The organism is Burkholderia sp. b14, from assembly GCF_900156195.1.
Lineage (GTDB): Bacteria > Pseudomonadota > Gammaproteobacteria > Burkholderiales > Burkholderiaceae > Mycetohabitans.
On record NZ_FTPJ01000003.1, the window covers coordinates 1,864,011 to 1,888,086 of the forward strand.

The 24,076-nt window shown below is 59.1% G+C and carries 27 protein-coding genes and 6 pseudogenes; 12 read left to right on the top strand and 21 right to left on the bottom strand.

Translation table 11 applies throughout. The annotated features are described in order from the left end of the window. Positions 1–39: 39 nt before the first annotated feature. A pseudogene (locus tag B0B13_RS19490) lies at positions 40–303 on the top strand (site-specific DNA-methyltransferase); the annotation flags it as partial. Positions 304–324: 21 nt separating this feature from the next. Here the strand turns inward: B0B13_RS19490 and B0B13_RS12970 are convergent. The 13 genes and pseudogenes from B0B13_RS12970 to B0B13_RS13030 form a co-directional block, all read right to left on the bottom strand. Further along, positions 325–1,575, bottom strand: a complete 1,251-nt coding sequence (locus tag B0B13_RS12970; protein ID WP_235091393.1) for an F-box domain-containing protein — start codon at positions 1,573–1,575, stop codon at positions 325–327. A gap of 391 nt (positions 1,576–1,966) precedes the next feature. Next, positions 1,967–2,431 carry a phage virion morphogenesis protein gene (locus B0B13_RS12975; protein ID WP_076797329.1) on the bottom strand — a complete coding sequence of 155 codons (465 nt, stop codon included), beginning with the start codon at positions 2,429–2,431 and terminating at the stop codon, positions 1,967–1,969. Continuing rightward, positions 2,416–2,862: a phage tail protein gene (locus tag B0B13_RS12980; protein ID WP_076796773.1), complete on the bottom strand. Its 447-nt coding sequence runs from the start codon at positions 2,860–2,862 to the stop codon at positions 2,416–2,418. Before B0B13_RS12980 ends, B0B13_RS12975 begins: the two co-directional genes overlap by 16 nt. Next, positions 2,855–3,118 carry an Rz1-like lysis system protein LysC gene (gene lysC / locus B0B13_RS19495; RefSeq protein ID WP_235091392.1) on the bottom strand — a complete coding sequence of 88 codons (264 nt, stop codon included), beginning with the start codon at positions 3,116–3,118 and terminating at the stop codon, positions 2,855–2,857. Before lysC ends, B0B13_RS12980 begins: the two co-directional genes overlap by 8 nt. Then, positions 3,042–3,467: pseudogene (locus B0B13_RS12990) on the bottom strand (hypothetical protein); the annotation flags it as partial. The gene lysC and the pseudogene B0B13_RS12990, both read right to left, overlap by 77 nt. Next, on the bottom strand, positions 3,406–4,212 hold the full coding sequence (locus B0B13_RS12995; protein WP_076796776.1) for an N-acetylmuramidase domain-containing protein: 807 nt from the start codon (positions 4,210–4,212) through the stop codon (positions 3,406–3,408). The gene B0B13_RS12995 and the pseudogene B0B13_RS12990, both read right to left, overlap by 62 nt. Next, complete coding sequence (locus B0B13_RS13000) at positions 4,209–4,484, bottom strand: phage holin family protein (protein WP_076796777.1); 276 nt, start codon at positions 4,482–4,484, stop codon at positions 4,209–4,211. The genes B0B13_RS12995 and B0B13_RS13000 overlap by 4 nt, the downstream gene beginning before the upstream one ends. Before the next feature lie 2 nt (positions 4,485–4,486). Beyond that, positions 4,487–4,831 (bottom strand): putative holin, encoded by a 345-nt coding sequence (locus tag B0B13_RS13005; RefSeq protein WP_076796778.1) that lies wholly within the window; start codon positions 4,829–4,831, stop codon positions 4,487–4,489. Positions 4,832–4,848: 17 nt separating this feature from the next. Further along, positions 4,849–5,055: a tail protein X gene (locus B0B13_RS13010; RefSeq protein ID WP_076785719.1), complete on the bottom strand. Its 207-nt coding sequence runs from the start codon at positions 5,053–5,055 to the stop codon at positions 4,849–4,851. Further along, entirely contained in the window at positions 5,055–5,546 is a 492-nt protein-coding gene (locus B0B13_RS13015; RefSeq protein ID WP_076796779.1) for a head completion/stabilization protein, read from the bottom strand. The genes B0B13_RS13010 and B0B13_RS13015 overlap by 1 nt, the downstream gene beginning before the upstream one ends. 99 nt (positions 5,547–5,645) lie before the next feature. Further along, complete coding sequence (gpM, locus tag B0B13_RS13020; RefSeq protein ID WP_076796780.1) at positions 5,646–6,359, bottom strand: phage terminase small subunit; 714 nt, start codon at positions 6,357–6,359, stop codon at positions 5,646–5,648. Beyond that, positions 6,356–7,417 (bottom strand): phage major capsid protein, P2 family, encoded by a 1,062-nt coding sequence (locus B0B13_RS13025; RefSeq protein ID WP_076785716.1) that lies wholly within the window; start codon positions 7,415–7,417, stop codon positions 6,356–6,358. The genes gpM and B0B13_RS13025 overlap by 4 nt, the downstream gene beginning before the upstream one ends. Positions 7,418–7,453: 36 nt before the next feature. Then, the gene (locus B0B13_RS13030; RefSeq protein WP_076796781.1) at positions 7,454–8,317 is read right to left on the bottom strand and encodes a GPO family capsid scaffolding protein; all 864 of its coding nucleotides are present in this window, start codon (positions 8,315–8,317) and stop codon (positions 7,454–7,456) included. Between the two features lie 142 nt (positions 8,318–8,459). Between B0B13_RS13030 and B0B13_RS13035 the strand changes: the two genes are divergently transcribed. The 3 genes and pseudogenes from B0B13_RS13035 to B0B13_RS19500 form a co-directional block, all read left to right on the top strand. Next, on the top strand, positions 8,460–10,226 hold the full coding sequence (locus tag B0B13_RS13035; protein WP_076796782.1) for a terminase ATPase subunit family protein: 1,767 nt from the start codon (positions 8,460–8,462) through the stop codon (positions 10,224–10,226). After that, on the top strand, positions 10,226–11,293 hold the full coding sequence (locus tag B0B13_RS13040) for a phage portal protein (protein ID WP_076796783.1): 1,068 nt from the start codon (positions 10,226–10,228) through the stop codon (positions 11,291–11,293). Before B0B13_RS13035 ends, B0B13_RS13040 begins: the two co-directional genes overlap by 1 nt. Positions 11,294–11,329: 36 nt before the next feature. Next, positions 11,330–11,512, top strand: a pseudogene (locus tag B0B13_RS19500) (phage portal protein); the annotation flags it as partial. Between the two features lie 53 nt (positions 11,513–11,565). Here B0B13_RS19500 and B0B13_RS13050 read toward each other — a convergent pair. The 4 genes from B0B13_RS13050 to B0B13_RS18520 form a co-directional block, all read right to left on the bottom strand. Continuing rightward, positions 11,566–11,925 carry an addiction module antidote protein gene (locus B0B13_RS13050; protein WP_076785712.1) on the bottom strand — a complete coding sequence of 120 codons (360 nt, stop codon included), beginning with the start codon at positions 11,923–11,925 and terminating at the stop codon, positions 11,566–11,568. Positions 11,926–11,927: 2 nt separating this feature from the next. Then, positions 11,928–12,224, bottom strand: a complete 297-nt coding sequence (locus B0B13_RS13055) for a type II toxin-antitoxin system RelE/ParE family toxin (protein WP_076787514.1) — start codon at positions 12,222–12,224, stop codon at positions 11,928–11,930. Between the two features lie 505 nt (positions 12,225–12,729). Then, positions 12,730–12,930 (bottom strand): hypothetical protein, encoded by a 201-nt coding sequence (locus B0B13_RS13060; protein ID WP_076796784.1) that lies wholly within the window; start codon positions 12,928–12,930, stop codon positions 12,730–12,732. A 1-nt stretch (position 12,931) separates the two neighbouring features. Further along, positions 12,932–13,105, bottom strand: coding sequence for a hypothetical protein (locus B0B13_RS18520; protein WP_170872435.1), 174 nt, complete (start codon positions 13,103–13,105; stop codon positions 12,932–12,934). Between the two features lie 502 nt (positions 13,106–13,607). On the opposite strand from B0B13_RS18520, the gene B0B13_RS13065 reads away from it, so the two are divergent. Together B0B13_RS13065 and B0B13_RS18070 are read left to right on the top strand one after the other, a co-directional pair. After that, entirely contained in the window at positions 13,608–14,447 is an 840-nt protein-coding gene (locus tag B0B13_RS13065) for an NYN domain-containing protein (protein WP_370643167.1), read from the top strand. 2,038 nt (positions 14,448–16,485) lie between these two features. Next, positions 16,486–17,601 (top strand): hypothetical protein, encoded by a 1,116-nt coding sequence (locus B0B13_RS18070; protein ID WP_139337425.1) that lies wholly within the window; start codon positions 16,486–16,488, stop codon positions 17,599–17,601. 29 nt (positions 17,602–17,630) lie between these two features. Here B0B13_RS18070 and B0B13_RS20110 read toward each other — a convergent pair whose 3' ends face one another. Both B0B13_RS20110 and B0B13_RS19515 read right to left on the bottom strand, forming a co-directional pair. Next, positions 17,631–17,963, bottom strand: a complete 333-nt coding sequence (locus tag B0B13_RS20110; protein ID WP_212667368.1) for a hypothetical protein — start codon at positions 17,961–17,963, stop codon at positions 17,631–17,633. 222 nt (positions 17,964–18,185) lie between these two features. Then, positions 18,186–18,332 (bottom strand): annotated as a pseudogene (locus B0B13_RS19515) (IS3-like element IS407 family transposase); the annotation flags it as partial. Positions 18,333–18,617: 285 nt separating this feature from the next. Between B0B13_RS19515 and B0B13_RS19520 the strand changes: the two are divergent. Then, a complete protein-coding gene (locus B0B13_RS19520; RefSeq protein ID WP_139337474.1) occupies positions 18,618–19,793 on the top strand; it encodes an NAD(P)H-dependent flavin oxidoreductase in 1,176 nt (391 codons plus the stop codon). Here the strand turns inward: B0B13_RS19520 and B0B13_RS19525 are convergent. After that, a pseudogene (locus B0B13_RS19525) lies at positions 19,759–19,911 on the bottom strand (hypothetical protein); the annotation flags it as partial. The gene B0B13_RS19520 and the pseudogene B0B13_RS19525 overlap by 35 nt on opposite strands. Before the next feature lie 125 nt (positions 19,912–20,036). Then, the gene (locus B0B13_RS13100; protein ID WP_076787512.1) at positions 20,037–20,567 is read right to left on the bottom strand and encodes a cytochrome b; all 531 of its coding nucleotides are present in this window, start codon (positions 20,565–20,567) and stop codon (positions 20,037–20,039) included. Between the two features lie 68 nt (positions 20,568–20,635). Here B0B13_RS13100 and B0B13_RS13105 point away from each other — a divergent pair. From B0B13_RS13105 to B0B13_RS13125, 5 genes and pseudogenes are all read left to right on the top strand, one after another. Continuing rightward, a pseudogene (locus B0B13_RS13105) lies at positions 20,636–20,899 on the top strand (DODA-type extradiol aromatic ring-opening family dioxygenase); the annotation flags it as partial. Between the two features lie 169 nt (positions 20,900–21,068). Then, positions 21,069–21,758, top strand: a complete 690-nt coding sequence (locus B0B13_RS13110; RefSeq protein WP_139337426.1) for a hypothetical protein — start codon at positions 21,069–21,071, stop codon at positions 21,756–21,758. 401 nt (positions 21,759–22,159) lie between these two features. Beyond that, positions 22,160–22,372, top strand: coding sequence for a 30S ribosomal protein S21 (gene rpsU / locus B0B13_RS13115; protein WP_041752963.1), 213 nt, complete (start codon positions 22,160–22,162; stop codon positions 22,370–22,372). Between the two features lie 535 nt (positions 22,373–22,907). Continuing rightward, complete coding sequence (locus tag B0B13_RS13120) at positions 22,908–23,138, top strand: hypothetical protein (protein WP_139337427.1); 231 nt, start codon at positions 22,908–22,910, stop codon at positions 23,136–23,138. Between the two features lie 108 nt (positions 23,139–23,246). After that, complete coding sequence (locus B0B13_RS13125) at positions 23,247–24,065, top strand: Cof-type HAD-IIB family hydrolase (protein WP_076796791.1); 819 nt, start codon at positions 23,247–23,249, stop codon at positions 24,063–24,065. Positions 24,066–24,076: the final 11 nt, after the last annotated feature.

Here is a 24,076-nt window from a genome sequence, read left to right on the forward strand (position 1 = left end):
AGACAATGCGGCCCCATCGTGCTTTATCGCTTGATTCGCATGAGTTCTACGTCTATCTGTTCCAACGCGCTGTCTGAGATCGTCAATCGACTGCATTCGAGCGACGCGCTGCACTTTGCACGCGAATTGCCCGACCAGTCGATTGATATGGTCCTCACTGACCCGCCGTATTCGTCGGGCGGCTTGCATGCGAGCACGCGTGCACAGCCGCCGATGCGCAAGTACATCCACGGTGGCACAAAGGCGGTCTATGAGGATTTTGAGTGCGACAATATGGACCAGCGCGCGTGGGCGTTTTGGTGCAGCATCGCGGCCGCAAGCCAATTACGGTGTCTGATACATGCGGAACCAACTATAGTTATCAGAGTTCAGCATCTCATTGTAGGTTGCCTGATCGAATTGGTTACGCGCGAAGAAGGCCTTCATTTCAGTTTTTGCGGCTTCCCATTGCTGGCTATTGAGTTTCAGTCCAGTCCATATGTGGATATGGTGGAACGCTTCCGCTATGCCGGGTCCCTTGCTGCCGTCCAGCAAGCGCATTGCGCGCTGCCATACCTGCTTTAACAGCACGTCGTTCAACCGCGATGTTTCTTCAAGCAGCCCGAGAACCACTAGATCGCGCTGCGCAGGTAGCACGCGCTGCAGGGCGGGTTCGAGCAGCGAAAGCTCATGCGCATGTTGATCGGGTGGTAGAAGCATCATTACAGCACCTGGTAGGTAGTGTAACGCGCTGCCTAATTGATGATCCGGCAGTGACAGCGTCAAATGCCGTAGATGGGCGAGGTACACTGGCCTTTGTGCCTTTGGCAACATCCATACTCGATTGGCTAGTTCGCCGATTGGCGCGCCCCGATGCGACGCTGGCAAGCGTTGCATCCATTGGAACAGTGTTTCGTATAATTCAATAATTGTCGCGCTTGTAAAAGCATTACTATGAGGAGGATATTCGGGCGAGGGACGATTTGAGAATGCTCCCAGCTGCGTGGCTAATGCCGCTATCAATTCCGCTTGTCCGGATGTGTCCAATGCGGGAAGTCGGCCCAGAAAAGCCCGATATTCGCTTTCAATCTGCGGTGGGTCAAACTGCGCTTCATAAACGTAGCTGTCTAGCAGCGACGCAACCGCCCCCCAGGTACTGCCCTGTTCAGGGGAGCGTCGTTCGGCGTCTGCATATACGAACCTGTACATATTGCGTTGGTGCTGGATCGGAATCGCCCGTATGCCCTTAATCATGTCTTTTTGTACCTGCAAGCCTTGCTTTGGAATACGGCCTGCGGCTTGGAAGACCGGTATGAATACCTCGGGCTTCACTACGTACTGTTTTTTTATCCGTAGCCACAGCGCCTGAAGCAATTCAGCGCGCAGGAAGTCGGTGCCAATACGCTCAATTTCGATCAATAACTGTTGTACCGACGTGCGATTCAGTGCACTGATATGGGAAATGCGTTGGTGGCAGAGCCAGCTCAGTCGCCTTTCTTGCAGCGCCTGATAGGTCTGGCTGTTCACCGTTGACAGATTGCCGATGTCGTCAGCCGGCATGTGATCAGCCACTTGTTGAAGAATTTCGGCTGGCAAGTCGCGGTATGTCGTGCGCCGGCTGGCTGACGTGTTAGTCAAGGCACTGCTTGGCGGCTTCAATGGCGGTGGTGCTGACGCGGCGGATTGCGGGCACGTTTCCAACGCGCAGATGTAGGCCTGGTGATGGTTTAAAGCAGCATTTAGATCGAAGTCCATTCGCAAGTTCAGCAAGAGGTTAGACACACGCAGCGCAAAGCGATGCCGCGCCGTAATGTAGATGAAAGCAGGCGAATAAACATAATCATGAGCCGCACTCGCTAGATTTTAGGCGGATCACGCGTTGTCGATTAGGACCTTAGGCTAAGCCATGACGGCGCACAGCCGTTGGCGGGTCGAGCAGAAGTAACGGGTTAACCAGCTAGGGGCCATGGCATGCAGAAGCAGCCAGTTATCGACCTATATGGGCCAGCAGTCGCTCGCGAATCAGCCTTCGCTCGGCGTCGGTCAAGCCAAGTAGCCGGCGCGCTGGATAATGGTAGTACGGTCCACGTGGTGCAACCTGCTCGCGTTCGCCGAACTGGTGTACGCGGGCGATGCGCGAGGCACGGCCAACGAATCCGACGGCTAGTTCATGCTTGTTCACCTCGGTGCGCATTAGCCGCGCGGTGCGCAGCTTCACAAACATCGTACGCTTAATTCGCCCGCGCTTGTTGCGCAATCGCTGGGCGTTGGTGCGCGCCTTACGTGGCGCGTACGCGGTGCCATCGGGATTGCGTTGTGCAGCAATGCGCGCTTTTTGCGCCTGCCGCAGCGCCCGCGCCACGTCGTGTAGCGCAGCGCGGCGTGTGGCCGGTGACAATCGTGCGAGCAGCGCGCCGGCCCACTGTTCGAGTGCGGTTAGCTCGTCCATGATGGCGCGACCCAAGTTTGCGTCTCAGCTGCGTTGATCGTGTCGTCGACATGCTCGATCACGCGTCGTCCCGCCGCATCGGTGCGCACCACGACGCTCTCGGTGAGTTTAAGCTTGATCGATAGATCCGCCGTTTCGTGATTCAGTAGATCCACCTCGAACGTGATGCCGTCCTCGCGTGCCTCGGCGTGGGTGACCAAATCGGGCTGGTTCGCACGTACCCATTCAATGATGGCTACCATTACCGCATCGGCGTCGCCTGCATAGTCCAGGAGCAGCACATTCAGTACATACCGATACTCAAACGATAGCGAGCGCGTACCGGTGGCCACTAGCGTGCCGTGGTCAATGAATACGCTCAACGCGTCGGGTGCCGATTGCAAGGGCGGGAGGGCGGCCACGAGCGCAGCGCGCAAGCTCGCTGGCTTATTCATCGCGATGGGCAACCTGACACTCGACGATCATGTCAACCTGCGCAGCACAGGCGGCCCACGCGGCGCGGGCCGCGCTCAGCGACTCAGCCAATTCACCGTTCGTGCGCGGCGCCATTGACGGCATCGTGCACGGTGACACGCGTGCGCATTCGTTCAGTGTAATCTTTGGCGCCGGTAATGGCGGGGCAGGCGTGCAGGCGCACAACATCGTCAGGCAGAGTAGTAGCGGCCCAGGAGCGAACGGCCTGGTTGTCATCGATCAATCTCCGAAAGGCCTTTTGGTAGGCTGCGAGCGTCGTGTCGATCGCAGCGCGCGTGCGTTCGAGTTGCGCACGCTGCGCGTCCTTCTCGCGTGCATCGCGCAACAGTCGCTCGATAATCGCGTCACGCTCGATGCGCATCTGGAGGGCACGCCGCTCAGCGGTGCGCGCCCCGTCCAATTGCGCGCGCAGTGTACCGATGACGTGCCACTCGGTAACCATCGCCAGCAGCGCGGCGGCGGCCAGCGTCCATCGAAAAGGCGCCCATCTCATGCGGTCTCCTTCATGCGGCGAGTTCGGTGGCCCGCGCGTACTTGCGATAGGCTTGCGCAAGCTTTGTGTCATACAGATTGCGGCTATAACCGGGGCCGTTGTAGAGTCGCGCAAACTGCGCCCATCGACGGCCACGCAACGCGGCGAGCAGCCGGCGGTCCGCCGCCACGAAGCGCACGAACGCGTCCAGCTGCTCGGCCTCGTTTGCTTGCATGCGATCGACGAAATCGTCGACGCTCGCGTAGCCGAGCCGCGCCCAATGCTGGCCCAGTATCTGAAACGCGCCCCAGCTGGCCGACTCATGCGCAGCGACTGACTCGATTTGAGCAGCGATCGCCAGTCGCGTGTACTCCGCCGCCCCGCCGTGGTAGCCGCCGCGCACCGGGGCGACGATGTTTGGGTGTTTCGCCGTGAGCGCCGCCGGATCCAGCTGGCGCGCCTTCAGTCGCTGCCAAAACACGTGCCGCTCGAACAGGATCGTGGGTCTGCCGTCGGGCAAAAAGCCGGCGCCGCGCGATTCGACTTCGTTGACTGCGCGAATGCAAGCCATGGACACGCCGAGCGTGTGGGCCGCGCGCTGCAAATCCGCGTCGCTCAAATGCGCCCGATGGCGCTCGCCACGCGCCAGGGCGCTTAGGGTCTTGGGGCCGGCGATGCCATCGACGACAAGGCCGGTGTGAATCTGCAAGGCCGTGACGGCCGCCTCAGTTGCGGCGTCGTACACATGCGTGAGTTGCGGCCCGTAGCCGGCGCGGATCAGCCGCCGCTGTAGCAGTGCGACGTCTTGCCCTTGATCGCCCAGGCGCAGCGGCTTCATCGCGTATGCGCTCCAGCGCCAAACAGCCGCGCGACGTTGCCGCGCACGGCCCACGTGAACGCGGCAAGCAAGACGGCCGTGGCCGCGTCAAACCAATCCGTCGGACGCTCTTGTAGCAGCCGATCGATGATCGAGCCGCCTAGGGCGACTGCGAGCGTCCACGCCAGCCATGCGATGCCCGGCCGGTGTCGGGCGCCCACGCGGCGATAGGTCAGCACGCGCAGTAGCGCGGCACCATGCGCGGCGAGCGTAATCAGCGCAAGCGTTGGCATGCCTAGCGCTCCTTGCGCCAAAACGCGAACAAGTCCGCGGACCGGATTCGTTCGATCAATTGCAGCGTCACGACGATGACCAGTGCCGCAGCGAAGAACGCGGCCACGCCGCTCGATCGTATCGGTGTGGCATGCACAATTTCCGGTGCGGCGAGATACCCCATCACCAGCGAGATCAGTAGGTACGCGGTGCGCTTCAATAACCCCATATCCTTCGAGGAAACGACCACGAGGGCCGCGCCGGTGAAGGCACCAATCAGTGCATTACCGTCGACGCCAGGCACAACGCTGACGATGCCGATCACAACGGATAACGCCGCTGCGGTAGTGGTGTTAGGTTCGGCCATATCGGACAGGTCCTCTGTCAATCAAACAGTTGCACAAGTGGCGCGGTGCTCGCGATTGCGCTTGCGTCGGGCAGCTCGACGACGGTGCCGATCGGCAATATCACGCCCAGCTCCGCCAATCCTGGATTGGCCTGCAGCGCGGCTTCGACGGTGCCATCGGTGCGTCCGTAATGGCGCCAGCACAGCGCGTCAAGCGTGTCGCCTTGGCGTGAGATGACTTTCATTAAATCAACTCGATCGTTGACAGCGGGATGCCGCGAATCGCGCTGATTGCCCATCGCACATTGCGCCGCGCTTCGCTGATCGCGTCTGTGACATCTTCAGCGCGACTGGCACCGGCCTTGGTCATGTCGTAGCCGCGATACTGCTCCAACACGTCGGCTCGCACGCGGTGGTAGATCGCACGGCGATAGCGCACGACGTGCACGCTGACGCTGTCCACGTGCGGCGCCGGCACACTGGCTAGATCGGTGTGGCCGGCCGCGACCTGGGCGGCCTGCCACGTTGCCAATTCGTCATTGACGCTGGCGAGCGCGTCCAGTGTGGCTAGGCGCAGCCGTTCGTCCGTGACCGTGCCATCGAGCCGCATCGCGTCGCGCAGGCCGGCGAGATCAATATCAGGAAACCACCCGTCGTTGGCGACGGTGCCTGGTGTAGCGGGCGGGCGCGCTACCGCGCGACCGGGCATATCGGGGATGGCAAAAAAGCCGCTCATGGTTTCGAGGTCGGTAGATGGCGGTGGACCGACGTTCGCCTCGCGTTGCCGTCAGGTGTGGCGAAGGAACGCCGGTGCCGCCATGGCCGTAAGGGCTCATTACGAACGCGCGGCTGAGCCGTGCGCGGCGCTCAACATCGAGTCGAGTCGAGCGATGCTCTGTTTTACGCCGGATCGCGCGTCGAGCCGCAATGCCTCGCGCAGGCTCGCCAAGGCCGCCTGCGCTCGCGCTCGATCGCTGGCGTCATCCAGGCTGTCGCGACCGATGGCTCGCATGTCCAGCAGCCCCAACGCTTTGTGCAGCTTCGCGCGGATCGGATCGTGCATGTCGCACGACTGCGTGAGTGCGTGTACCTCGGCCAGCTGCGTCGCGTCGAACGGGCCACCATCGCGTAGTGCGGCCAATGCCGCGTCTGCAAACTCTTCGGCGATGGCGGCAGCCGTCGAGCGTTCATACTGGTCGGGTAGCGTCAGGCCATGCCGCAGCGCGTACCGCGCGATGTCCAGTGCGCCGGCATAATCGCCGGCGTCGATGCGCCAAATCATGACAGTCATCAGCACATCGTCCTGCGCACCGCGCCCGCCTGCAAGGGCACCGTCCACATAGGCGGCATAGTCAGGCAGCACCTCGCGCTTCACGTCGATTTTGCGGGCCACGGACTGGATCGCCTTCAAGCGTCGCTTGTCACTGGCGAGTTTGGCCAGCATCAACTCATAGTGACTTGCCCCGATGAGCGATTCGCCCGACTGCGCCAGCGTGGCCGTCTTGGCAGCCCGCACGCGCTCAATGTGACGTTTGGCCAGACTGATCACGGCGTATCCTTCGCGCGAGCCCGGCTCGTGTCGTCGCTCGCATCGTGCTTGGCGGCAATCTCGATGTTTTCCACGAGACAGCCCGAGCCAAAGTCCTCGACCACATAGGCATCGTTCGACGACTCGTAGTTCTCGATGCGGTCGCGCTTCGGATTGTCGGTGACTGCACGGCGCCGCGCACCTTCCTGCCAGTAGATCGACAAGTGGTCCAGCCGCTGAATCAGGAACGCGTTGGCGGGGAAGTACGGCACCGACACGGCTGGCAGCCCACCGATGCGCTTTTGGCCCACGATCATGTCGGCGGCCATTTGCTCGCTGGGCACGTTTTGCGTGTTCAGAATCGGGAAATACTTGTCGTGTAGCAGGCCTCGACCGCAGATGACCACCAGCGCCGTGTCGTCCTGATACCACGGTTCGACCAGATTGGATAGCGCATCGTAGACGGCCGCGTCGAGCGTGGCAAAATCCGCGCCCGCGCCACCAATGGCGATCTTGCCCGATGTCTTGCCTTCGCTGAGCACGCGCTCTGGGGACTGTTCGCGGTACTTTTGCAACCAGCCCTTGTTGACGTCTTGCAAGAGCGGGTGTTGCTGACGATCGGAGCTCGCCGCGCGGCTCGTACCATTGAAGCCGATGCAAATACGATCGAGCGCTTGGCGCTTGACGATCGCATCGCGCACGCGAATTTGAAAGTCGTCAAACTTGGCCCACGCGTCCAGCTTCGCATAGGTCAGGTGCGTATCGAAGTCGGTCTTTGTGCAAAAGTACCCACTCGGATCTAGGTCCGTGGCATCGACCGTCGTGCGGTCTTTGACCGACGTGTCGGTCGTACTGGCGATTGGTGAACCCACTCCCAGGCCCAGTTTTTGGCCTTGCTGCTCGACCACGCCAATTACGTTGATGCGTTGCAGGAATTCGCTTGATTCGGTCAGCCGATTTTCGAGCGTCTGCTGCACGCTGGGCTCGACCGTGAACTTCTCGGCTGCGTTTGGCACGCCATTGAGTTCGGCAAGCTGGGCGGTGAACGCGTTGAACTTTTGCCGAGTGGTGTTGCGCATGGAGTCGGTCTCCGGAAAACGTAAAAGAGGAGCGGGTTAGCAATCGGTGGTGATTGGGCCACGCTGACCCAGTGCCACTGGGCGCGGCGTGTTGCTCGGCTCAGATAGCGTGGCAGTCAGCTCAGCCAGTGCCTGGGCCGTGGCTGTATGAGCGTTGCGCTCGCGGGTGACATCGGCGTTAAGCTGCTCAAGCCGGGCATGCAAGGCCTCCATTTGTTCGGCTTGATTGCGGCCGTGCTCGGCAATGGTCTCGATTGCGCGAGTCAAATCGCCGAATCGGTTTTCGTCGCTTTGCCCCTTCTTTTTGATAAGCCCCAAAATGTCGGCAATCTTTGAAAAAACAGACTCATTGCGCTCCTGTGATAGGGCGGTCGGCTCAAATTCCATGGCAGTTTCAATCGCTTCGGAAAACACGTTCTGTGGCGATTGCTTACGCGGCGCAAGCGGGTTCGCTTGCGCGCTGGCGGCGAACGTGAGCATCTCGGTACCCAGACTCGCTGGACTGTCGGTCACCGCCAGGCCCACTAGATACGCTTGCTTGGTGTCGGCAAACGACGGGTCCACCTCGCATGACGTATAAATCTTTTGCTTGGCGCGCGTAAGCTCGACCAGATTAGGCGTCGGTTCAATCTGCGCATACAGCCCCACCTTGCCGGCAAACTCGCCGGTCTCATCGCGCGCTTCAAGTGCGAGCACGTCACCATACGCGTTAAAGGGGCCATCGGGCAGCACGCCGCGGATGTGTTCGAGATTCACGCGTGCACCGTACAACGTGCGGCTGTAGTTCTTCGCCATCTGCGCAATCCACTCGCGCGAGATGGTGCGCCCATCGGTGGTCGCGCCTTCGACGGCGATGCGAAACCACTTCGACTTGCTGGTAGGGTGTTCCAAGGTTGGCATGGGAGGCGTAACGGACGGTAGGTAGCGTGGAGGAGATGGTCGCGGTTTGCGCATGTACATTCAACGATGCGCGTCGGTGTGCGCACCGGGCACGTAGCGCCGCCGCTGCGCGTGCGCGCGTGTCGCGGGTACGCTGTGCGCCATGTCGGACATTGCCTATCGCCCGCCTCCTGTTGATCCCCGCAAGCAAGCCCGTGCGCTGTACTGGCAGGGCTGGCGCGTGTCGTCCATCGCGCGTCATCTGAATCTCAAACGGGCGACCGTCGAGTCATGGAAGCGACGTGACGGCTGGCATAACGCGTCACCGATCGATACGGTCGAGTTCACGACTGAGAGGCGTGTCAACACGCTGATCGCTAAGGAGAAGAAGGATGGCGCCGATTACAAAGAAATTGACCTACTGATGCGCCAACTCGAACGCATTGCGCGCGTGCGCAAGTACGGCGAAAGTGGCCGGGAAGCGGATCTCAATCCTCATATCGCGGCACGTAATGCCGCGCCGAAGAAAAAGCCAACGCGTAACGATTTCAGTGACGCGCAACGCGAGAGCCTGGTTGACGCGTTTCGCGCGTCGCTGTTCGACTACCAAAAGATGTGGTGGCGCGCCGGGCAGCACCGCACGCGCAACATTCTGAAGTCACGGCAGATCGGCGCGACGTGGTATTTCGCACGCGAGGCGCTGGTCGATGCGCTCGACACGGGACGCAACCAGATTTTTTTGTCCGCCAGTCGCGCGCAGGCACATGTGTTCCGCCAGTACATCACGCAGTTCGCGCGCGAAGCAGCCGACGTTGATTTGACGGGCGATCCGATCGTGTTGCCGAACGAAGCGATACTGTATTTCCTCGGCACGAACGCGCGTACTGCCCAGAGCTATCACGGCAACTTCTATTTCGACGAGTACTTTTGGGTGCCGCGCTTTCGCGAGTTAAACAAGGTCGCCTCCGGCATGGCGATGCATCAGCACTGGCGCAAGACCTACTTTTCGACGCCATCGAGCATGAGCCATGAAGCGTATCCGTTTTGGAGTGGCGAGCACCGCAACCGCGGACGGGCAAAGGCCGAGCACCTCCACCTCAACATCTCACATCAAGCGCTGTCCGGTGGCCGGCTGTGCGAGGACCGGCAGTGGCGTCAGATCGTCACCGTCGAGGATGCGGCGGCGGCCGGCTGCACGCTCTTTGACTTGGCCGAGCTGCGTGATGAGTACAGCGCCGACGAGTACGCGAACTTGCTAATGTGCCAGTTCATCGACGACACCGCGTCGATTTTCCGGCTCGCGGATTTGCAGCGCTGCATGGTCGATTCATGGCAGGAGTGGGCGGACGACTTCAAACCGCTTGCGGTGCGCCCGTTCGGTGATCGTCCGGTGTGGGTCGGTTACGACCCGGCGCTGTCGGGGGATTCAGCCGGGTGCGTTGTCGTGGCGCCGCCGCTGGTGGCCGAGGGTCCCTTCCGCATACTGGAAAAGCACCAGTGGCGCGGCCTGGACTTCGAAGCGCAGGCGCGCAGCATCGAGCAGATCACGCAGCGTTACACCGTCACGTATATGGCGATCGATACGACCGGTATTGGGCAGGGCGTCTATCAGCTCGTGCGTCAGTTTTACCCGCGGGTGGTTGCGTTTAATTACTCGCCGGAAGTGAAGGGCCGGCTCGTGCTCAAAGGGCTGTCGGTGGTGGGCCATGCCCGGTTGCAGTTCGATGCAGGCTGGACCGATATGGCGCAGTCGTTTATGGCCATTCGCAAGACGCTGACCGCCAGCGGCCGTCAGGTGACGTATGAGGCCAGCCGCAGCGAGCAAACCGGTCACGCGGATCTCGCTTGGGCAGTGCTGCACGCGATATCGAACGAGCCGCTCGAAGGCAGGGCGGCTCGTCATGCTGGATTTATGGAGATTTGTTCATGATGGGAAAAACTGAGCGGCAACGGCGCGCTCGCAACCTGTCGGCTCGACGCCGTCCTGGCCGGGCGAGCGCCTTCACGTTTGGCGATCCAGTGCCGGTGCTCAATCGCGCCGAGCTGCTCGACTATACGGAGTTGGCGACCATTAATGGATGGTATGAGCCGCCGGTGAGCTGGTCGGGCCTGGCGAAGTCGTTCCGGGCTGGCACGCATCACGCGTCGGCGCTGTACTTCAAGCGCAATGTACTCGCGTCCACGTTCGTGCCGCACCGGCTGCTGTCGCGTGATACGTTCCGTCGCTGGGCGCTCGATTTTTTGATGTTCGGCAACGGGTATATCGAGCGGCAGACGAACCGGCTGGGCGGCACGCTCAAATTCGAAGCGGTGCCGGCCAAGTACGTGCGTCGCGCAACGGACCTGGAGCGGTATGCACAGACAGATGGATGGCGGCCCGTGCACGAATTTACACCCGGCACAATCCACCATTTGGCCGAGCCGGACGTAAATCAGGAAGTGTATGGCTTGCCCGAGTACCTCGGCGCGCTACACGCGGCGTGGCTCAACGAGTCATCGACGCTCTTTCGACGTCGCTACTACGAGAATGGCAGCCATGCCGGTTTCATCTTGTACGTGACGGATCCGGCACAGAATCAGGACGACATCGACGACATGCGCGCCGCGCTTAAAAGCGCGAAGGGGCCGGGCAATTTCCGTAACCTTTTTTACTACGCGCCCCATGGCAAGAAAGACGGGATCCAGCTGATTCCGGTGTCGGAAGTGGCCGCCAAGGATGAGTTCTTCAATATCAAGAACGTCACACGCGACGATTTGCTCGCTGCGCACCGCGTACCGCCACAGTTGCTGGGGATCGTACCGGGCAATACCGGCGGCTTTGGGGCAGCGGATACCGCCGCGAAGGTGTTCGGGCGCAATGAAATTGTGCCATTGCAGGCGCAGTTCCTCGCGTTCAACGAGTGGGCGGGTGACGAAATCGTGCGGTTTGTGCCGTATGCGATCGATATGCCTGCCGCGAATGGTGCCGCGCCAGCCATCGGCGTGGCATCAGCCTAACGCATCATGCCGTGTCGGCAGTCACGCCGGGTTCAATCCGAAATCGCCGTGAAAGACGAGTTCTGCAAGAATGTAACGCGTGAGGATCGACTTGCCGCGCATCGCTTGCCGCTGCAACTGCTCGGCATCGTGCCAAGCAACTCGGGCGGGTTCGGCATGTCAGACACTGCCGCACGCGTATTCGGGCGCCACGGAATCCAGCCGCGGCAGGTTCGCTTCGGTCCATACGCCATTGCGCCAGCGACACCGATCGCATTCAGCCGCCAATGACGTTACGCGTGCGCGGCGGTACGCACGCGCGTCCGAGTTGGCGCCGGCGCGGGAGCAGGCTCCGCCGCATGCACGGGCGATGCAGTGATGGTCAAATGCAGTCCCAACGCGCGCACAACCTTCATGACCGTTGCAAACTCCGCGTTTCCGCCTTCCGACAGAGCGCGATAGAGCGCTTCCCGCTTCACACCGGACTCGCGCGAGAGCGCCGTCATCCCGCGCGCCTTCGCGACGTTCCCGAGCGCGGCTTGAATCAGGCGCGGATCTCCCTCTTCGAACGCTTGCGCCAGATAGTGACGAACCGTTTCTTCGTCCTTCAGGTACTTCGAGCCGTCGAATTCAGTCAGTTCGCTGATTTTCATACTTAATCCTCCAGTTCGCCGGCGAGCTTTTTCGCCAGTTTGATGTCTTTTTTCTGCGTTGATTTGTCACCACCGCACAGCAGCACGACGATGATTTTGCCCCGCCGCACGAAGTAGGCGCGGTAGCCTAGACCAACGTCGATCTTCATCTCGCAGACGCCTTCGCCGACAGCACGCCAGTACCCAAGATTGCCGAGCTTTGCACGTTCGATGCGAACGTTAATCGCCGCGCTTGCGATCGGGTCGCGAACCTCGTCGAACCACTCATCGAATTGGGGGGTGGTCAGAACTTTGAACATGACGCTATTGTAACCCATAAGGGACAATGTGGCGCCTGCTTGCTCGCGCGCGTCCCTCCATTCCGTACCGCTGATGGACGCGAGCCGCGGCGCCTGCGGCGGCCGTCAGCAGTGCATGATCGTCGCACTGGTTTTCATGATATTCGGCACGACGCGCTCGCGCGCCCGCGCGCCGTCTATGTGCCGTCGCCTTTTCATAGCCTTGCGCAGGGTCAGCCGGCCCGCGCGAGGCCGCTGCGGAGCCTGCTGTCGCGTCGCGGCGGCCATTTCAGAGGGATGAGGGGGGGCGCACCTGCGAGCGCTGTAGCCGTCGTCGCGCAGTCCCCTCCTCGCCTGCCCGCTTCGCTTGTCACAGCACTTTTAATGCATTCGGAATATGCCGGGAAGGCCCGCACCGTGCGGGCCTGAGGGCATTTGAGCGTGCAACAAAATAATGCGGTTTGATGCGCGAATGGTGCACTTTCATGCGCATGGTGTCCCTCGCGGTGGCAAGGGGCGGCAAAGCTCACAGTATGTCGTCTAGATCACTCGATGCGCTTATCAACTGACGGCGCAACGGGTCTAGCAATAGATAAACCGACTGTGCATGTACCTGTCCAGTATCTGTCTTGCCAAGCAACTCGCACAACGCATCGACCCCGTGACTGGCATTGGCGATGGCCTCAGATACCTCGTGTAGAGGTGGCAGTGGTCGGGTGAGCGACATATCACACCTCCGACTGCAATTGCACCATGGCTTGGCTAACCAGCACCAAATTCGGCATTGGCCAGACAGCTAGCCGGCTTTTCGTCGCGTGGGGAATGCCGTTGAGGTGGGCAATCTGGAAAAGATCTATTTCATCCCATTGAAAGGGTTGAAGAGAAGTGGGGCACACGGCCATGTTAGCCTCCTACGAATCGTTCAATTTCGCCTCCTGTCAGAGAGGCGGCCGGGCACTTGAACACGGTCGTAGGGCCGCCCGCAGATTTCCCCTTACGGGTCTTGTATAGCTGCGCGCCACCCGGCCATAAGCAAGTGTTGCCAGCGTAACTAGGACAACACGGAACCTATGGACGCAAAAAAGCCGCTTGACTGACGGGAGCGGTTTTCCGCCTACGAAAAGGTGTGTTCAGCACCTTGAAATAGCTTGCCATCGATTCGGAACAGCGTCAACTTTTTGATATTTCGAGACCTTTCCTCGCCTGCGGGCTGTGCTTACGCGAGCACCATGCCGCACAGCTCGCCAGCCCTTGTGACATGGGTTTCCAAACATTTTCCAGTGTGCGGGAATCGTGCGTTTTCATGCACGTCATTGCGCCACAATGCATCTATTCGGCGCAACGAAGACATACATAGCCTTGCACTAAGAAATATCCTTTGGTATGGTTTGCTTTATGGAGCCCTTGGCAGTACGCCGACGCACATCATCCAGCGCCGCGCCGAACCCTTGGGCTTTTTTGCGTTCCGGGGTCATAAAAACAGGGGCGGATGACATGCCAACAGCGATCCTGATTGATGGGGCTTTCTTTATCAAGCGCTTTCGCGCTATCGAACCGCACAACGCGCATGACGCACGGCGAGCTGCGGAATGTGCGCACCGGTGGGCATGTGCTCATCTAACGCCGAAGCCCCGCCGAAATGGCGGAGGATATGATGAACAGGCGGACAGGCAACAAGTGCGCCATCAACGACGGGAGCTTTATCGAATTTTCTTCTATGATTGCCCGCCACTGGACAAGAAAATGCACAATCCGGTCAGCAGAAGATCAATCGATTTCGGCAAATCCCCTGAAGCTGTGTTTCGCTTGGCACTTCATGAGCATCTACGCGGAATGCGAAAGGTTGCACTTCGCTTAGGCCACCTGTCGACGCTGACACCCTGGGTAATCAAGCCGGAGAAGGTCGGCGACCTACTGGCTGGGCGAATTCAGATGACGGATATTACGCCGGACGACGTCATGGTTGACGTGCACCAGAAAGGCGTTGATATGCGCATCGGGATCGACGTTTCTTCGTTGGCATTCAAAAAGCAAGTTGATCAAATCGTTCTGATAGCCGGAGACGCCGACTTCGTACCGGCCGCTAAACAGGCCCGACGCGAGGGTATCGATTTCATCCTCGATCCGATGTGGAAAGGAATTCCACCGAACTTGAACGAACACATCGACGGATTGCGCTCAACTTGTCCTCAGCCGCAACGCAAATCCAACCCGCATGATCGGATGTGGTGTGAGATACAGTGAAATTACAGTTTGGGTGAGCTTGGATAGCCCTGATTGGCCTTGATTAGCTTTGGTTTTACAAATTGCGAGTTGCGCAAAGCATTGATTTATAAAGGGTTACAATGTGTGGGTAAAACTCCGAAGGCAGGGGTTGCTGGTTCGATCCCAGCCGGGCGCGCCAAAATTTGTCGAAAAATCAAATAATTAGCATGATTTTTCGCGCAAGTCATGCATCCAAAAAGGCCCGGAATGGCCTAGCTTGGGACTTTCAGTGTACCCAAATTTGTACCCATCCGTCCCCGATGCCCGGACCTAATTTTACTTTGCTAATTCGTAAGGCCCCGCGCCGCCGCGTGCCCGCCCGGTTTCCCCCGTGGGTCCTCCGACGATTGCTCTGGAGAATTGGGAGGGGGTGGCAGGGGGAGCCTGCCGAGCGCTGGCCGCTTCACTTCTGCCTGCCATAGGGCAGTGGGTGATCGAAAGTTTTTAATTTTAAATCAACACGTTGCGTACGCATGGCGGCTGGTCAATCTTCGTTCGGGTACACAATCGGGCCTAAAACGGGACGAAACAACAAGTATAGACAAGGGTACGCCGTGCCCGTGGCGGGGCTGTAGTCGGGCCGTAGACCATCGCCCACCATATTGACCATGCGCCGCCTAGCTTCTGGCAACGCGCTGCGAATGCGCGTGCACGCGTGGGCTATCTGTTTGCCGTTTGCTGTGGTTGCCTGCTGTTCGAGCGTTTGTAATACGTTGCGAGCTGCCGGTTAATTTCAGTCATCTTATCGACACAACACACCATTCTTCGCTCGCTGCCGGGAGGCTTGCTGACATTGTCGCAAGTCGCGTATCTGTGCCGCACTCCTGGAGCGAGCGAAGCAACGCGACGAGATGCCGACGCCGTGGGACGTGGGCCCGGCCTTCAGCGATTACGCCGTCTTAGGATCAGGGGGGAACACAATTGCCCATTGTGCAGCGAGGCATGGACATTGGAATTTGCACACTGGCTTGCAAGAGATGTAGACCGGGAAATATTCACGCATCAATTCTTATCGGGCAGGTTTAATCGGGGCCTACTGGGCGGGCGCGTCAGCCGCCTCTGAGTGTTTAACTTGACCGGGACCGATTGAACAGCGTTGCTTGGGGGGGCGGTTTTGCGATCCTTCCGGCTGGCATATTCGATGCTGTGGCAAATCAGATACACGATCCAGGTCTGCGCCGCTGTGCTGGGATAGGCTGCGCCGATGGCTCGGCCAGTCCCCTTGATCGTTGATCACCGCAATCAGGATTTCCTGGCAACCGCCGGTCTTGAGTTCGTTGAACGCCGGCATCAAGTCCTGCCCCTGGGCGATGTTATCACTCCCTTCGCTAGCTTGCCCAAGCCATGCCTTAGGCGATTCAGGCAGCAGCCCAAGGGCCTCCGCCTAGAGGCTACCGTGCGTTTTTTCATTGGCCTATCCATGACTTCGCCTTTCATGATATGCCTCACCTATAAAAATTCGGACAGGTCCGTCATGATGTTCACACACGACAAGTATTTACTAGATCCGGGTCGTGTAAAGTGAGCAATAACGTTTTGCGTACCGTGAGCTTATAAGCGCTGGTTAGAATGACGACCCGCAACATCGGTTGCATTGGGCGATGAATGAATGATGATTGAATTTGATGACATTATCTGTGTGGTCAGGCGCAGTAACATGGGCAAATCAACGGTGTTACGCGCCTGCAAAGCGGGCGTCGGTATGGGCGGGGATAAATGTCAGGCGGCAGTTCCTGGGCGCCTAAGGCGGAAATTAAGGCTCACGCACCCAAGGGTATCAGTAGCGTACAGCACCTATGGCTTATTTTGTATGGCTTGACCGCTTGACGCTAATGAACTGATCCGCATGAATGCCTTCGTGTTTTCCCTTTTTGCGTCACTGCGTAGCCCAGTTCCTGGCAACACTTGCTCAAACGGCTTTCCCCATACAGTCTCTAAAAGTAGCGGAGGTTGCGCTGAATCCATTGATCTAATTCATTAGAATTTCTGATGTTAGTTAATACAGTTAATAAGGTACTTGGATGAAAAAAAGCATTGCCTGCAACCTAAAGGTCTGTCGGTTATGCTCAGTGTAATCACGATGCTCGTGGGTTGCGGAGGCAATACACCGAACACTTTAAGCCCAAATGATAAGGATATTATTTCACCTACTTCCGGACCTGAACTATCCGTCTTATCGAAGGAGAGCCGGACACCAGATCGCTTAACAGTGGAGCCAGTGGAGGTAATCGCCACCAGTTTTGCGGACATCCAAGCGGCTAACGCTGCATTGAGGGCTTCACCGGCAGAGCAGCACATCAACCCAAATAATGAAAATATCCAGTTACCGTTTTTAACGGAGGGAGCGCCTCCAATTGCAACTCCATTGGCACCTCGATCACCCGATGTGGAGAGAGCCAGCGCCGAGCCGGCATCTCCCCTTCTACAGAATATAAGGGCTACATTGGAGAGTAATCCAAACACGTCCTATCATAACATTAAAGATGAAAATCTTGAGCGACTCGTATTTAGGCTGATACGTAGGTTTCGACTCGACGCCGATAGTATTCCATTTGTGATCAAAGCACTAAATAAATTATATCACCGTGGTCCCGAATACTATGCCGCTCTGTCGGACGTCTATGGTGATCCTGCTGAAGAGCACCATCGGCGCTACGAACACGTATCGTCATTGTTTGACATAATTAGGCACAGCGCAATGGAAACCGAGCCATGGCGTGAGAGACCTAACCCATTTTTCTTTAGTGATGCGCTTAAGGTGTTAGCTCAAGCAATATTATTGCAAAAATCTGCGGAGCAGGAACAGGGCACCCCAAATTTGGTCGATTTCAGCGAGGTTTGCGAGAAATTCGAGTCGTACTTTAACGAACACGATAATATGAATATTCCTATTGATTTAAATAGGATTAAGCTTAAATTATCCGGGAATAGTGTATCACTATCTGAGTCGCTCGCTCCCCGCATACTTAAATTGGAAGAGCTGTCAAGGGCAGACCACAATCTGGGAAGGGAAGGGCTTAAGTATTATTTGAGCTATTACTCTAATGCCCTCCAGGATGCTGCCAAAACAGGTGTGCTGAAAGACGGTGATTTTAAAGACATTTTGGAAAGTTTACAGAAAAAGTACTATTGAGATCGATAGCATAATAATCCCTCCTGTTACTATATTCCTGTTCTGATAATCGGGGTCTTGGTCAGCCAAGCCCGGTACAATTGCCGCCCCAGTCGGGAGGTATTGTCGCCGGACCTGGTGGGTGACTGGTGATCGCTGGTAGGGGGCTGGAATGATGCGACGCTGTCGATGTTTTCGTCGTCGATCAGTCTTCCACCATCGATACAATCCCAGTGGCCGCTGCCCGTGGCATCGCGATCATTGCTAAAGTCGCCCGCTACTTGCCACATTCGCTGCGTTCGCTTTGATTGATTGATCAGCCGCTCGCCGAACTCGCCATGCTGCACGGTTTTGACGACAATCTCACTACTCACCTCACTCAAGCCAGCAACCGCATTCGCGACCTGGGTGCCCCAATCTATTGGACTCTTAAACGCATTTTCGGACCGCGCCCGCACTACCTGTCAATGATCGCCGCTACGGAGCCGAATTGGATCGACGTATTGGCGCGATCTCAGAATCGCCGTATAGGCGATGACTGATGATTGGCGTAATGGCGCTAGCGATGCCGTAATCGGAACGCCTGTCGAACTTCCATCAACGAATGTAAATTCCGCTCCCTGGCCGGTTGGGCGCGATTTCGGATAGCCGTGCAAACGCGCTGCTCGGTCCAACGCTCGAGCGACGTATAAGCCCAAGATGTCGTGGTCCACGACGGGCGTCATTCGCTCCTTTTGGCATCGCGCGCGGCGATTCGCGCGGGGCACGGCTGGCGCGCCAGATGTCCCCGCACGTGTACGGTCCGACGTTGCGGCAAGGTGACGCGTTGGTCTGCTTATGTGTGGTGCCAGGCGTGCGCGCCGGCAGCGCATTTTGTTGACGAAGATTAAGGTGCGCCAACCCTGCGTGTCGCACACTGTCGCTTTGAGCGGGTTTGCCCGCCATCGTCGAGAGGTTTAACCGTGCTTGTGCAAAATGTCATATGCGAACGCCTCAGGATCAAGGGCAGAATACTGCTGCCGATCGTACAGGGAGGCATGGGCGTGGGCGTGTCTGCACATCGTCTGGCGGGAACCGTCGCATCGCTTGGCGCGGTAGGCACGATCTCGAGTGTGGACTTGCGCCGTCACCATCCGGATTTAATGGAACAAAGCCAGCGTTCACGCGACCGGCAATTGATCGATTCGCTGAATCTGGAGGCGCTGCGCCGGGAAGTAGCGGCCGCATTGCAGCTAGCTTCGGGCAATGGCTTGGTTGCGGTCAACGTGATGCGCGCGGTGTCCTCATATGCCTCATACGTCACCCAGGCATGCGAAAGTGGCGCAGGTGCGGTCGTGGTCGGCGCGGGTCTGCCGTTGGACCTGCCGGAGTTGACTGCCGACTTTCCGGACGTGGCGTTGATTCCAATCTTGTCGGATGCACGCGGTATCGGCCTGGTGCTGAAAAAGTGGATGCGCAGAAACCGCCTGCCGGACGCTATTATCATCGAGAACCCTCGTTATGCGGCTGGGCATCTCGGCGCGCCGACGCTCGATGGGTTCGACCATCCGAACTATGCGTTCCAGCATGTGCTGGAAGGCGCGCGCGAATTGTTCAAGACGCTTGGGCTGGAGATGGAGAACATCCCGTTGATTGTCGCGGGGGGGATCCACAGTCACGAGCAGGTTCGGCATCTGCTCGACCTCGGCGCCAGCGCCGTGCAACTGGGCACCGCGTTTGCGGTGACGGAAGAAGGTGACGCGCATCCGAATTTCAAAAAGGTGCTGGTCGAGGCAAAGCCAGAGGACATCGTGACGTTCATGAGCGTGGCCGGCTTGCCTGCGCGTGCCGTGCGCACGCCGTGGCTGGCCAGCTATCTCGAGAAGGAGCAGAAGCTGCAGCGGGCCGCCAAGCCGCGGCGATGCACGGTCGGATTCGACTGCCTGCAGCAGTGCGGGCTGCGCGATGGCATTGGCAAGCATGGGCAGTTTTGCATTGATATGAGGCTGGCCCATGCGCTCTCGGGTGACGTCGGGCGAGGATTGTTCTTTCGCGGCTCGGAAACATTGCCGTTCGGCCATGCAATCCGTCCAGTGCGCGAGTTACTTGATTATCTGCTAGGTGGCGTGACACAGGTGCGTGCGCCGACGACAGCGGCTCGGCCATATACAGATGCAAGCCCGGTCCGCCAGTGTATTTCCGCTGCAGCTCGTCCTGGTGCTCCAATGCCTTAACCGGATCGTTGGTAAAGCCGACCGGCAGTTGCGAAGCGTTGGTGTAGTATGGGTTCTCGAGTGTGTGAGCCTGCAGGGCCTCTCTCTTCCTGACACTTGACCATTCGGACTCGGACATGGTCGAGCGACGACGAGTCGGGTGGCGGCCGAACTGCAATAGGAAAATCCGGCGTTCGATGCGCGTCGGGTCGTCGACATCTGGGCTGACGGCCGGTGCCGCGCCGGCCGCGCGCGGCGCATGGGCTACAGCATCCGGCGCAGCGTCCGGTCCCGCAGCAGCACGTGACGGCCGATCGCGGCCAACGCATGCAATCCGATCACCCAGTAGAACAGGTTGCCGGTGAACTTGTGCATTGCCTTGAGCAGTGGCCGCGCGACAGGATCCGCGCCGATCAGCCGGATGTCCAGCCCGACGATCGGCAGCGAGACCGGGTTGCCACCGGCGTTGACCATCAGGATGCCGAGCAGCGGCTGCGTGAAGATGAACAGGTACAGCGCCAAGTGCACGACGCGCGCAAGGAACACCAGTATGCGTGTCGACTCGACCTCCGCGGGCACCCCGTGCCACAGGCGCCAGAGTAACCGCAGCGACGCGAGGGCCAGTACCAGCGAGCCGGAACAGAAATGAATTGTGTTCCAGAATGTGCGGCTGTCGCTGCCCTTCGGGCCGCGTACCTCGATCGCGACATAGGCGAGTGCAACGAGCAGGAAAATCGCCCAGTGCAAGAAAATGGCGGGCTTGGAATAACGATCCGTCGCGGGGGTGGCGGGCATCTTGATATCCTCTATTATTGTGATGGTGGGCCGGGCGCCCGGCAAATCGGACGTCATGGCGCGTCGATCGGCAAGCGGCCATCGACGGCCATCGCATCATCGGCGAACGCTGTCGTGTGCTGAACGTCGATACCCTTATCGTTTCCGATGTGCGCTGTCTAGTCAATGCCGGCTACTACGTAAACCGCAACGCTCATTTTTGAGGAACTTACACGAGCAACGAGGTGCCGTTCTTCATCCAGGACATGACGTATGGGTACCCGGGCAATCCTGCGTTGGGACGGTTGATTGCTCAGACCACGACCGAGTACGGTGTGCACACGCACGAGATTGGCAACCGTGGCGCGAACGCGACTATGCCAGGCAGTCGCCAACGTTACTGATTGGGCAATTTTAGCGCCGCCTTAATTTCAATTCTTAAAATCATCGGCCGCAAAAAGCCTGAATATCGACAAGAGAGGAAAAATGCGGGCAATTATGGCGGTGGTAGGCGTGTTGAGTGTGGCGGTGGCGGCGTGCAACGGTAGCCAGGTGTCGCCGACGGGTATCGTCGGCCCGTATTCGGGAACCTGGAACGGACAGTCCGCCCGGATCCTGGTGCTGGATGATGGCCGTTTCTATGTGCGATACATGAAGGCCGACATACCGAGTGCGCTGGCCGGCGTGGTCGCAGGTACGATCGCGTCGGGGGACGGGAGCGTCGCCCATGGCAGCGGCATCGACTACAACTACGGCGACCCAGGCGTAACGACGCTGACCTGGAGCGGCAGGTATGCGGCCCGCCAAGCGATCGCGGCCAAGGCGACCTATGCGGACGGCAGAACGGCACAGCTGAATGCGCGCTATGATCCGTGCTGGACCCGAGCGACGTTGGTGGCCGCGACCGGCAGCTTTTGCGGCGCGGGGATGGCTCACCGGAAAACACAAGTCGATTTCGATGCCCTGCGGCTCACCGTGGACGCCAAGGGGAGCATCGTCGGCCTATCACAGCATTGTCAGTTTTCCGGTACGCTCGCGCCGCGCGTAGACAGCAACGTCTATGACGCGACGCTGAATTTCAATGGCGGCGCCGGTTGCGCCTACCCGAATACCTCGGCAAGCGGGATCGCCATGATGCACGATACGCAGCTGGAAATGTTTGTCCAAACTCCCGACAAATCCAGCATTTTGCTCGTCATGGAAAAGCAGTAGCGGGCTTAGATGCCCGATCCGGGCGTTGCGGCCCCGACGTGCACCGACGGCGGCGATTGTTGCGACGATGATTCACACCGCGATGATCCGAGACGCTGGAAAAACGCTGGGGTCTATGCTATCCTGCCACGCTTTGGAGCGAGAAGGGTGTCCCGGTTGACCTGTTCCGGTGTTCCACCGCTTCTCATCGCGCCCGCCTACGCGTTTGCTTCCCCCTATATTCCCTGAGGGCCTGCCCGCCATCATGCGGGCGGCGCAGTTGTGGTCCGATTTTCCGGGCACCGTCAATACTGCTGCGCGCCCATCGGGCTTCCGCGTGTCGACGCATCTTGCGTGAGCGGGGGGAAAGCGGCAATGCAAGGCGCCAGGGCGATGAATGTATTGAACCAGCCAGGGACAACATGACCACGATTGTTATCAAGGAAAACGAGCCGTTCGAAGTGGCGATCCGCCGCTTTCGCCGAACCATCGAGCGCAATGGCCTGATCGCCGAGTTGCGCGAGCGCCAGTCGTACGAGAAGCCGACGGCTGTGCGCAAGCGTAAGAAGGCCGCCGCAGTCAAGCGCCTGCAGCGTCGCCTGCGTAGCCAGCAACTGCCGAAGAAGCTCCACTAAACGGCTTGCCGGTCCGCCCGCAGGCGGATACGCATCGATCCAGACGGCCCATGTCCACCGGACATGGGCCGTCTGTCGTCTTTGCGTCGATGACGGTGGCCCAAGTTTGCGCTCGAAGGTACCGAGCACAATCGTAGTTGCGCAAGATACCTGCCGACAATACGCTATTCGCCCATGCCGGGGAAGTGTTAGCGCATGCCTTCCATGCTGCCGAGTGAAATGCGGTTCAGGTGACCCGGCACAGCAAGTCGCATCTCAAATCGAACTGCTGCGCAATCGAGGTAAGGCGGTCTTGCCAGTCGCGATGATTGAAGCTGTCGTGCATGCTTTGCCGGCAACTGAGCAACACGACCGTCGGGTGGGCCGCTGTGTCACGAATAGTATTCCGGTGGCGCGTGCAGCCGATCCGGCAAATAAAGGGGAAGACAAGCCTTAACTTACCGAGCGGTAAAGGCGCCAGTTCAGGGCAGCCAGTGATTATGGATTTCCATCGGGTGACGAGGCGAGCGGCGCTTGGCTTGGTTTGCGCGCCATCGTGCACGCACAGCGCGCGCTGGACGGCCGCGATATCAACGCGATGGTCGCTACACTGGACGCCGGCGAGAACCTGCCGGCGGCGCTATGCAGCGGTCTGGCATTGCCGATGGCGAAATATGTCGGAACTGCAGTGAGGGTTCGCTTCGTATCTCCGGCTGGAGATTCGGCCGATGGCGCGTTGCGCCTGGCGTCGATGGCCGCCGCACAATCGCCGAGCATGCTGCGCTGAAGTGGCGTTAAAGTGGTATGCTTTAGCGCGTTTCACGCGCGTGAGTAGCACGCGGCCGTACGTGCAAGCCGTATCTCGCCAGCGTACTTCGTTCTCAGTGACCTATCTATGTACCAAGTCATCGCCACTGATCTGGACGGCACGCTGCTCAATAGCGATCACCAGGTCGATCCGTTCACTGTCGCCACGCTGCAAGAGTTGCAAGCGCGCGGCCTGCATTTTGTGATCGCGACCGGGCGACATTTCCGCGACGTTGCGGGAATCCGTGACCGGCTCGGCATCCGGCCGTATCTGGTCACTTCCAACGGCGCGCGCGTGCACGATGCGCGAGACAACCGCATTCATGCGCACGATCTGCCCGCGGATATCGTCAAGCGGCTAATGGCGCCCGATATCGCCGGCACGCATGGCCGTGTCATCGTCAATTTGTTTGTCGACGATGCATGGCTGATCGATCGCGAAGCGCCTCAGCTGTTGACGTTCCATCAGGATTCCGGGTTTCGCTACGAGGTTGCCAACCTCGCGGCACATGATGGCCAAGGGGTGGCGAAGGTACTGTACATCGGAGACACCGCTGACCTGCGCGTTATCGAGCGTAACCTGGCCCGGCATTTCGGGGATGCGTTGTACGTGACGTATTCGCTGCCCGATTGCCTCGAGGTGATGGCCGCTAGCGTGTCGAAGGGACGTGCGCTGGCACTCGTGCTCGAGCAACTTGGCCTGCCGGCCGAACGGTGCATCGCATTCGGCGACAACATGAACGACATCGACATGCTGGAGTCAGTCGGACACCCGTTCATGATGGGCAACGCCAACCCCCGATTGATCGCGCGGCTACCCCATGTCCCGCGCATCGGCAACAATTTCGAGGCCGGTGTCGCCCACCATTTGCGCGCATTGCTCGCGCCGCAGCGCGAGCCCGCTTAAAACGGAGATAG

Bases quoted from the DNA above. Each gene is read 5' to 3' on its own strand.
- B0B13_RS12980 (WP_076796773.1), bottom strand. From the start codon at position 2,862: ATGAATAAGCCAGCGAGCTTGCGCGCTGCGCTCGTGGCCGCCCTCCCG.
- lysC (WP_235091392.1), bottom strand. From the start codon at position 3,118: ATGACAACCAGGCCGTTCGCTCCTGGGCCGCTACTACTCTGCCTGACG.
- B0B13_RS12995 (WP_076796776.1), bottom strand. From the start codon at position 4,212: ATGAAGCCGCTGCGCCTGGGCGATCAAGGGCAAGACGTCGCACTGCTA.
- B0B13_RS13000 (WP_076796777.1), bottom strand. From the start codon at position 4,484: ATGCCAACGCTTGCGCTGATTACGCTCGCCGCGCATGGTGCCGCGCTA.
- B0B13_RS13005 (WP_076796778.1), bottom strand. From the start codon at position 4,831: ATGGCCGAACCTAACACCACTACCGCAGCGGCGTTATCCGTTGTGATC.
- B0B13_RS13010 (WP_076785719.1), bottom strand. From the start codon at position 5,055: ATGAAAGTCATCTCACGCCAAGGCGACACGCTTGACGCGCTGTGCTGG.
- B0B13_RS13015 (WP_076796779.1), bottom strand. From the start codon at position 5,546: ATGAGCGGCTTTTTTGCCATCCCCGATATGCCCGGTCGCGCGGTAGCG.
- B0B13_RS13025 (WP_076785716.1), bottom strand. From the start codon at position 7,417: ATGCGCAACACCACTCGGCAAAAGTTCAACGCGTTCACCGCCCAGCTT.
- B0B13_RS13030 (WP_076796781.1), bottom strand. From the start codon at position 8,317: ATGCCAACCTTGGAACACCCTACCAGCAAGTCGAAGTGGTTTCGCATC.
- B0B13_RS13035 (WP_076796782.1), top strand. From the start codon at position 8,460: ATGTCGGACATTGCCTATCGCCCGCCTCCTGTTGATCCCCGCAAGCAA.
- B0B13_RS13040 (WP_076796783.1), top strand. From the start codon at position 10,226: ATGGGAAAAACTGAGCGGCAACGGCGCGCTCGCAACCTGTCGGCTCGA.
- B0B13_RS13050 (WP_076785712.1), bottom strand. From the start codon at position 11,925: ATGAAAATCAGCGAACTGACTGAATTCGACGGCTCGAAGTACCTGAAG.
- B0B13_RS13055 (WP_076787514.1), bottom strand. From the start codon at position 12,224: ATGTTCAAAGTTCTGACCACCCCCCAATTCGATGAGTGGTTCGACGAG.
- B0B13_RS13060 (WP_076796784.1), bottom strand. From the start codon at position 12,930: ATGTCGCTCACCCGACCACTGCCACCTCTACACGAGGTATCTGAGGCC.
- B0B13_RS18520 (WP_170872435.1), bottom strand. From the start codon at position 13,105: ATGGCCGTGTGCCCCACTTCTCTTCAACCCTTTCAATGGGATGAAATA.
- B0B13_RS19520 (WP_139337474.1), top strand. From the start codon at position 18,618: ATGGGCGTGGGCGTGTCTGCACATCGTCTGGCGGGAACCGTCGCATCG.
- B0B13_RS13100 (WP_076787512.1), bottom strand. From the start codon at position 20,567: ATGCCCGCCACCCCCGCGACGGATCGTTATTCCAAGCCCGCCATTTTC.
- rpsU (WP_041752963.1), top strand. From the start codon at position 22,160: ATGACCACGATTGTTATCAAGGAAAACGAGCCGTTCGAAGTGGCGATC.
- B0B13_RS13125 (WP_076796791.1), top strand. From the start codon at position 23,247: ATGTACCAAGTCATCGCCACTGATCTGGACGGCACGCTGCTCAATAGC.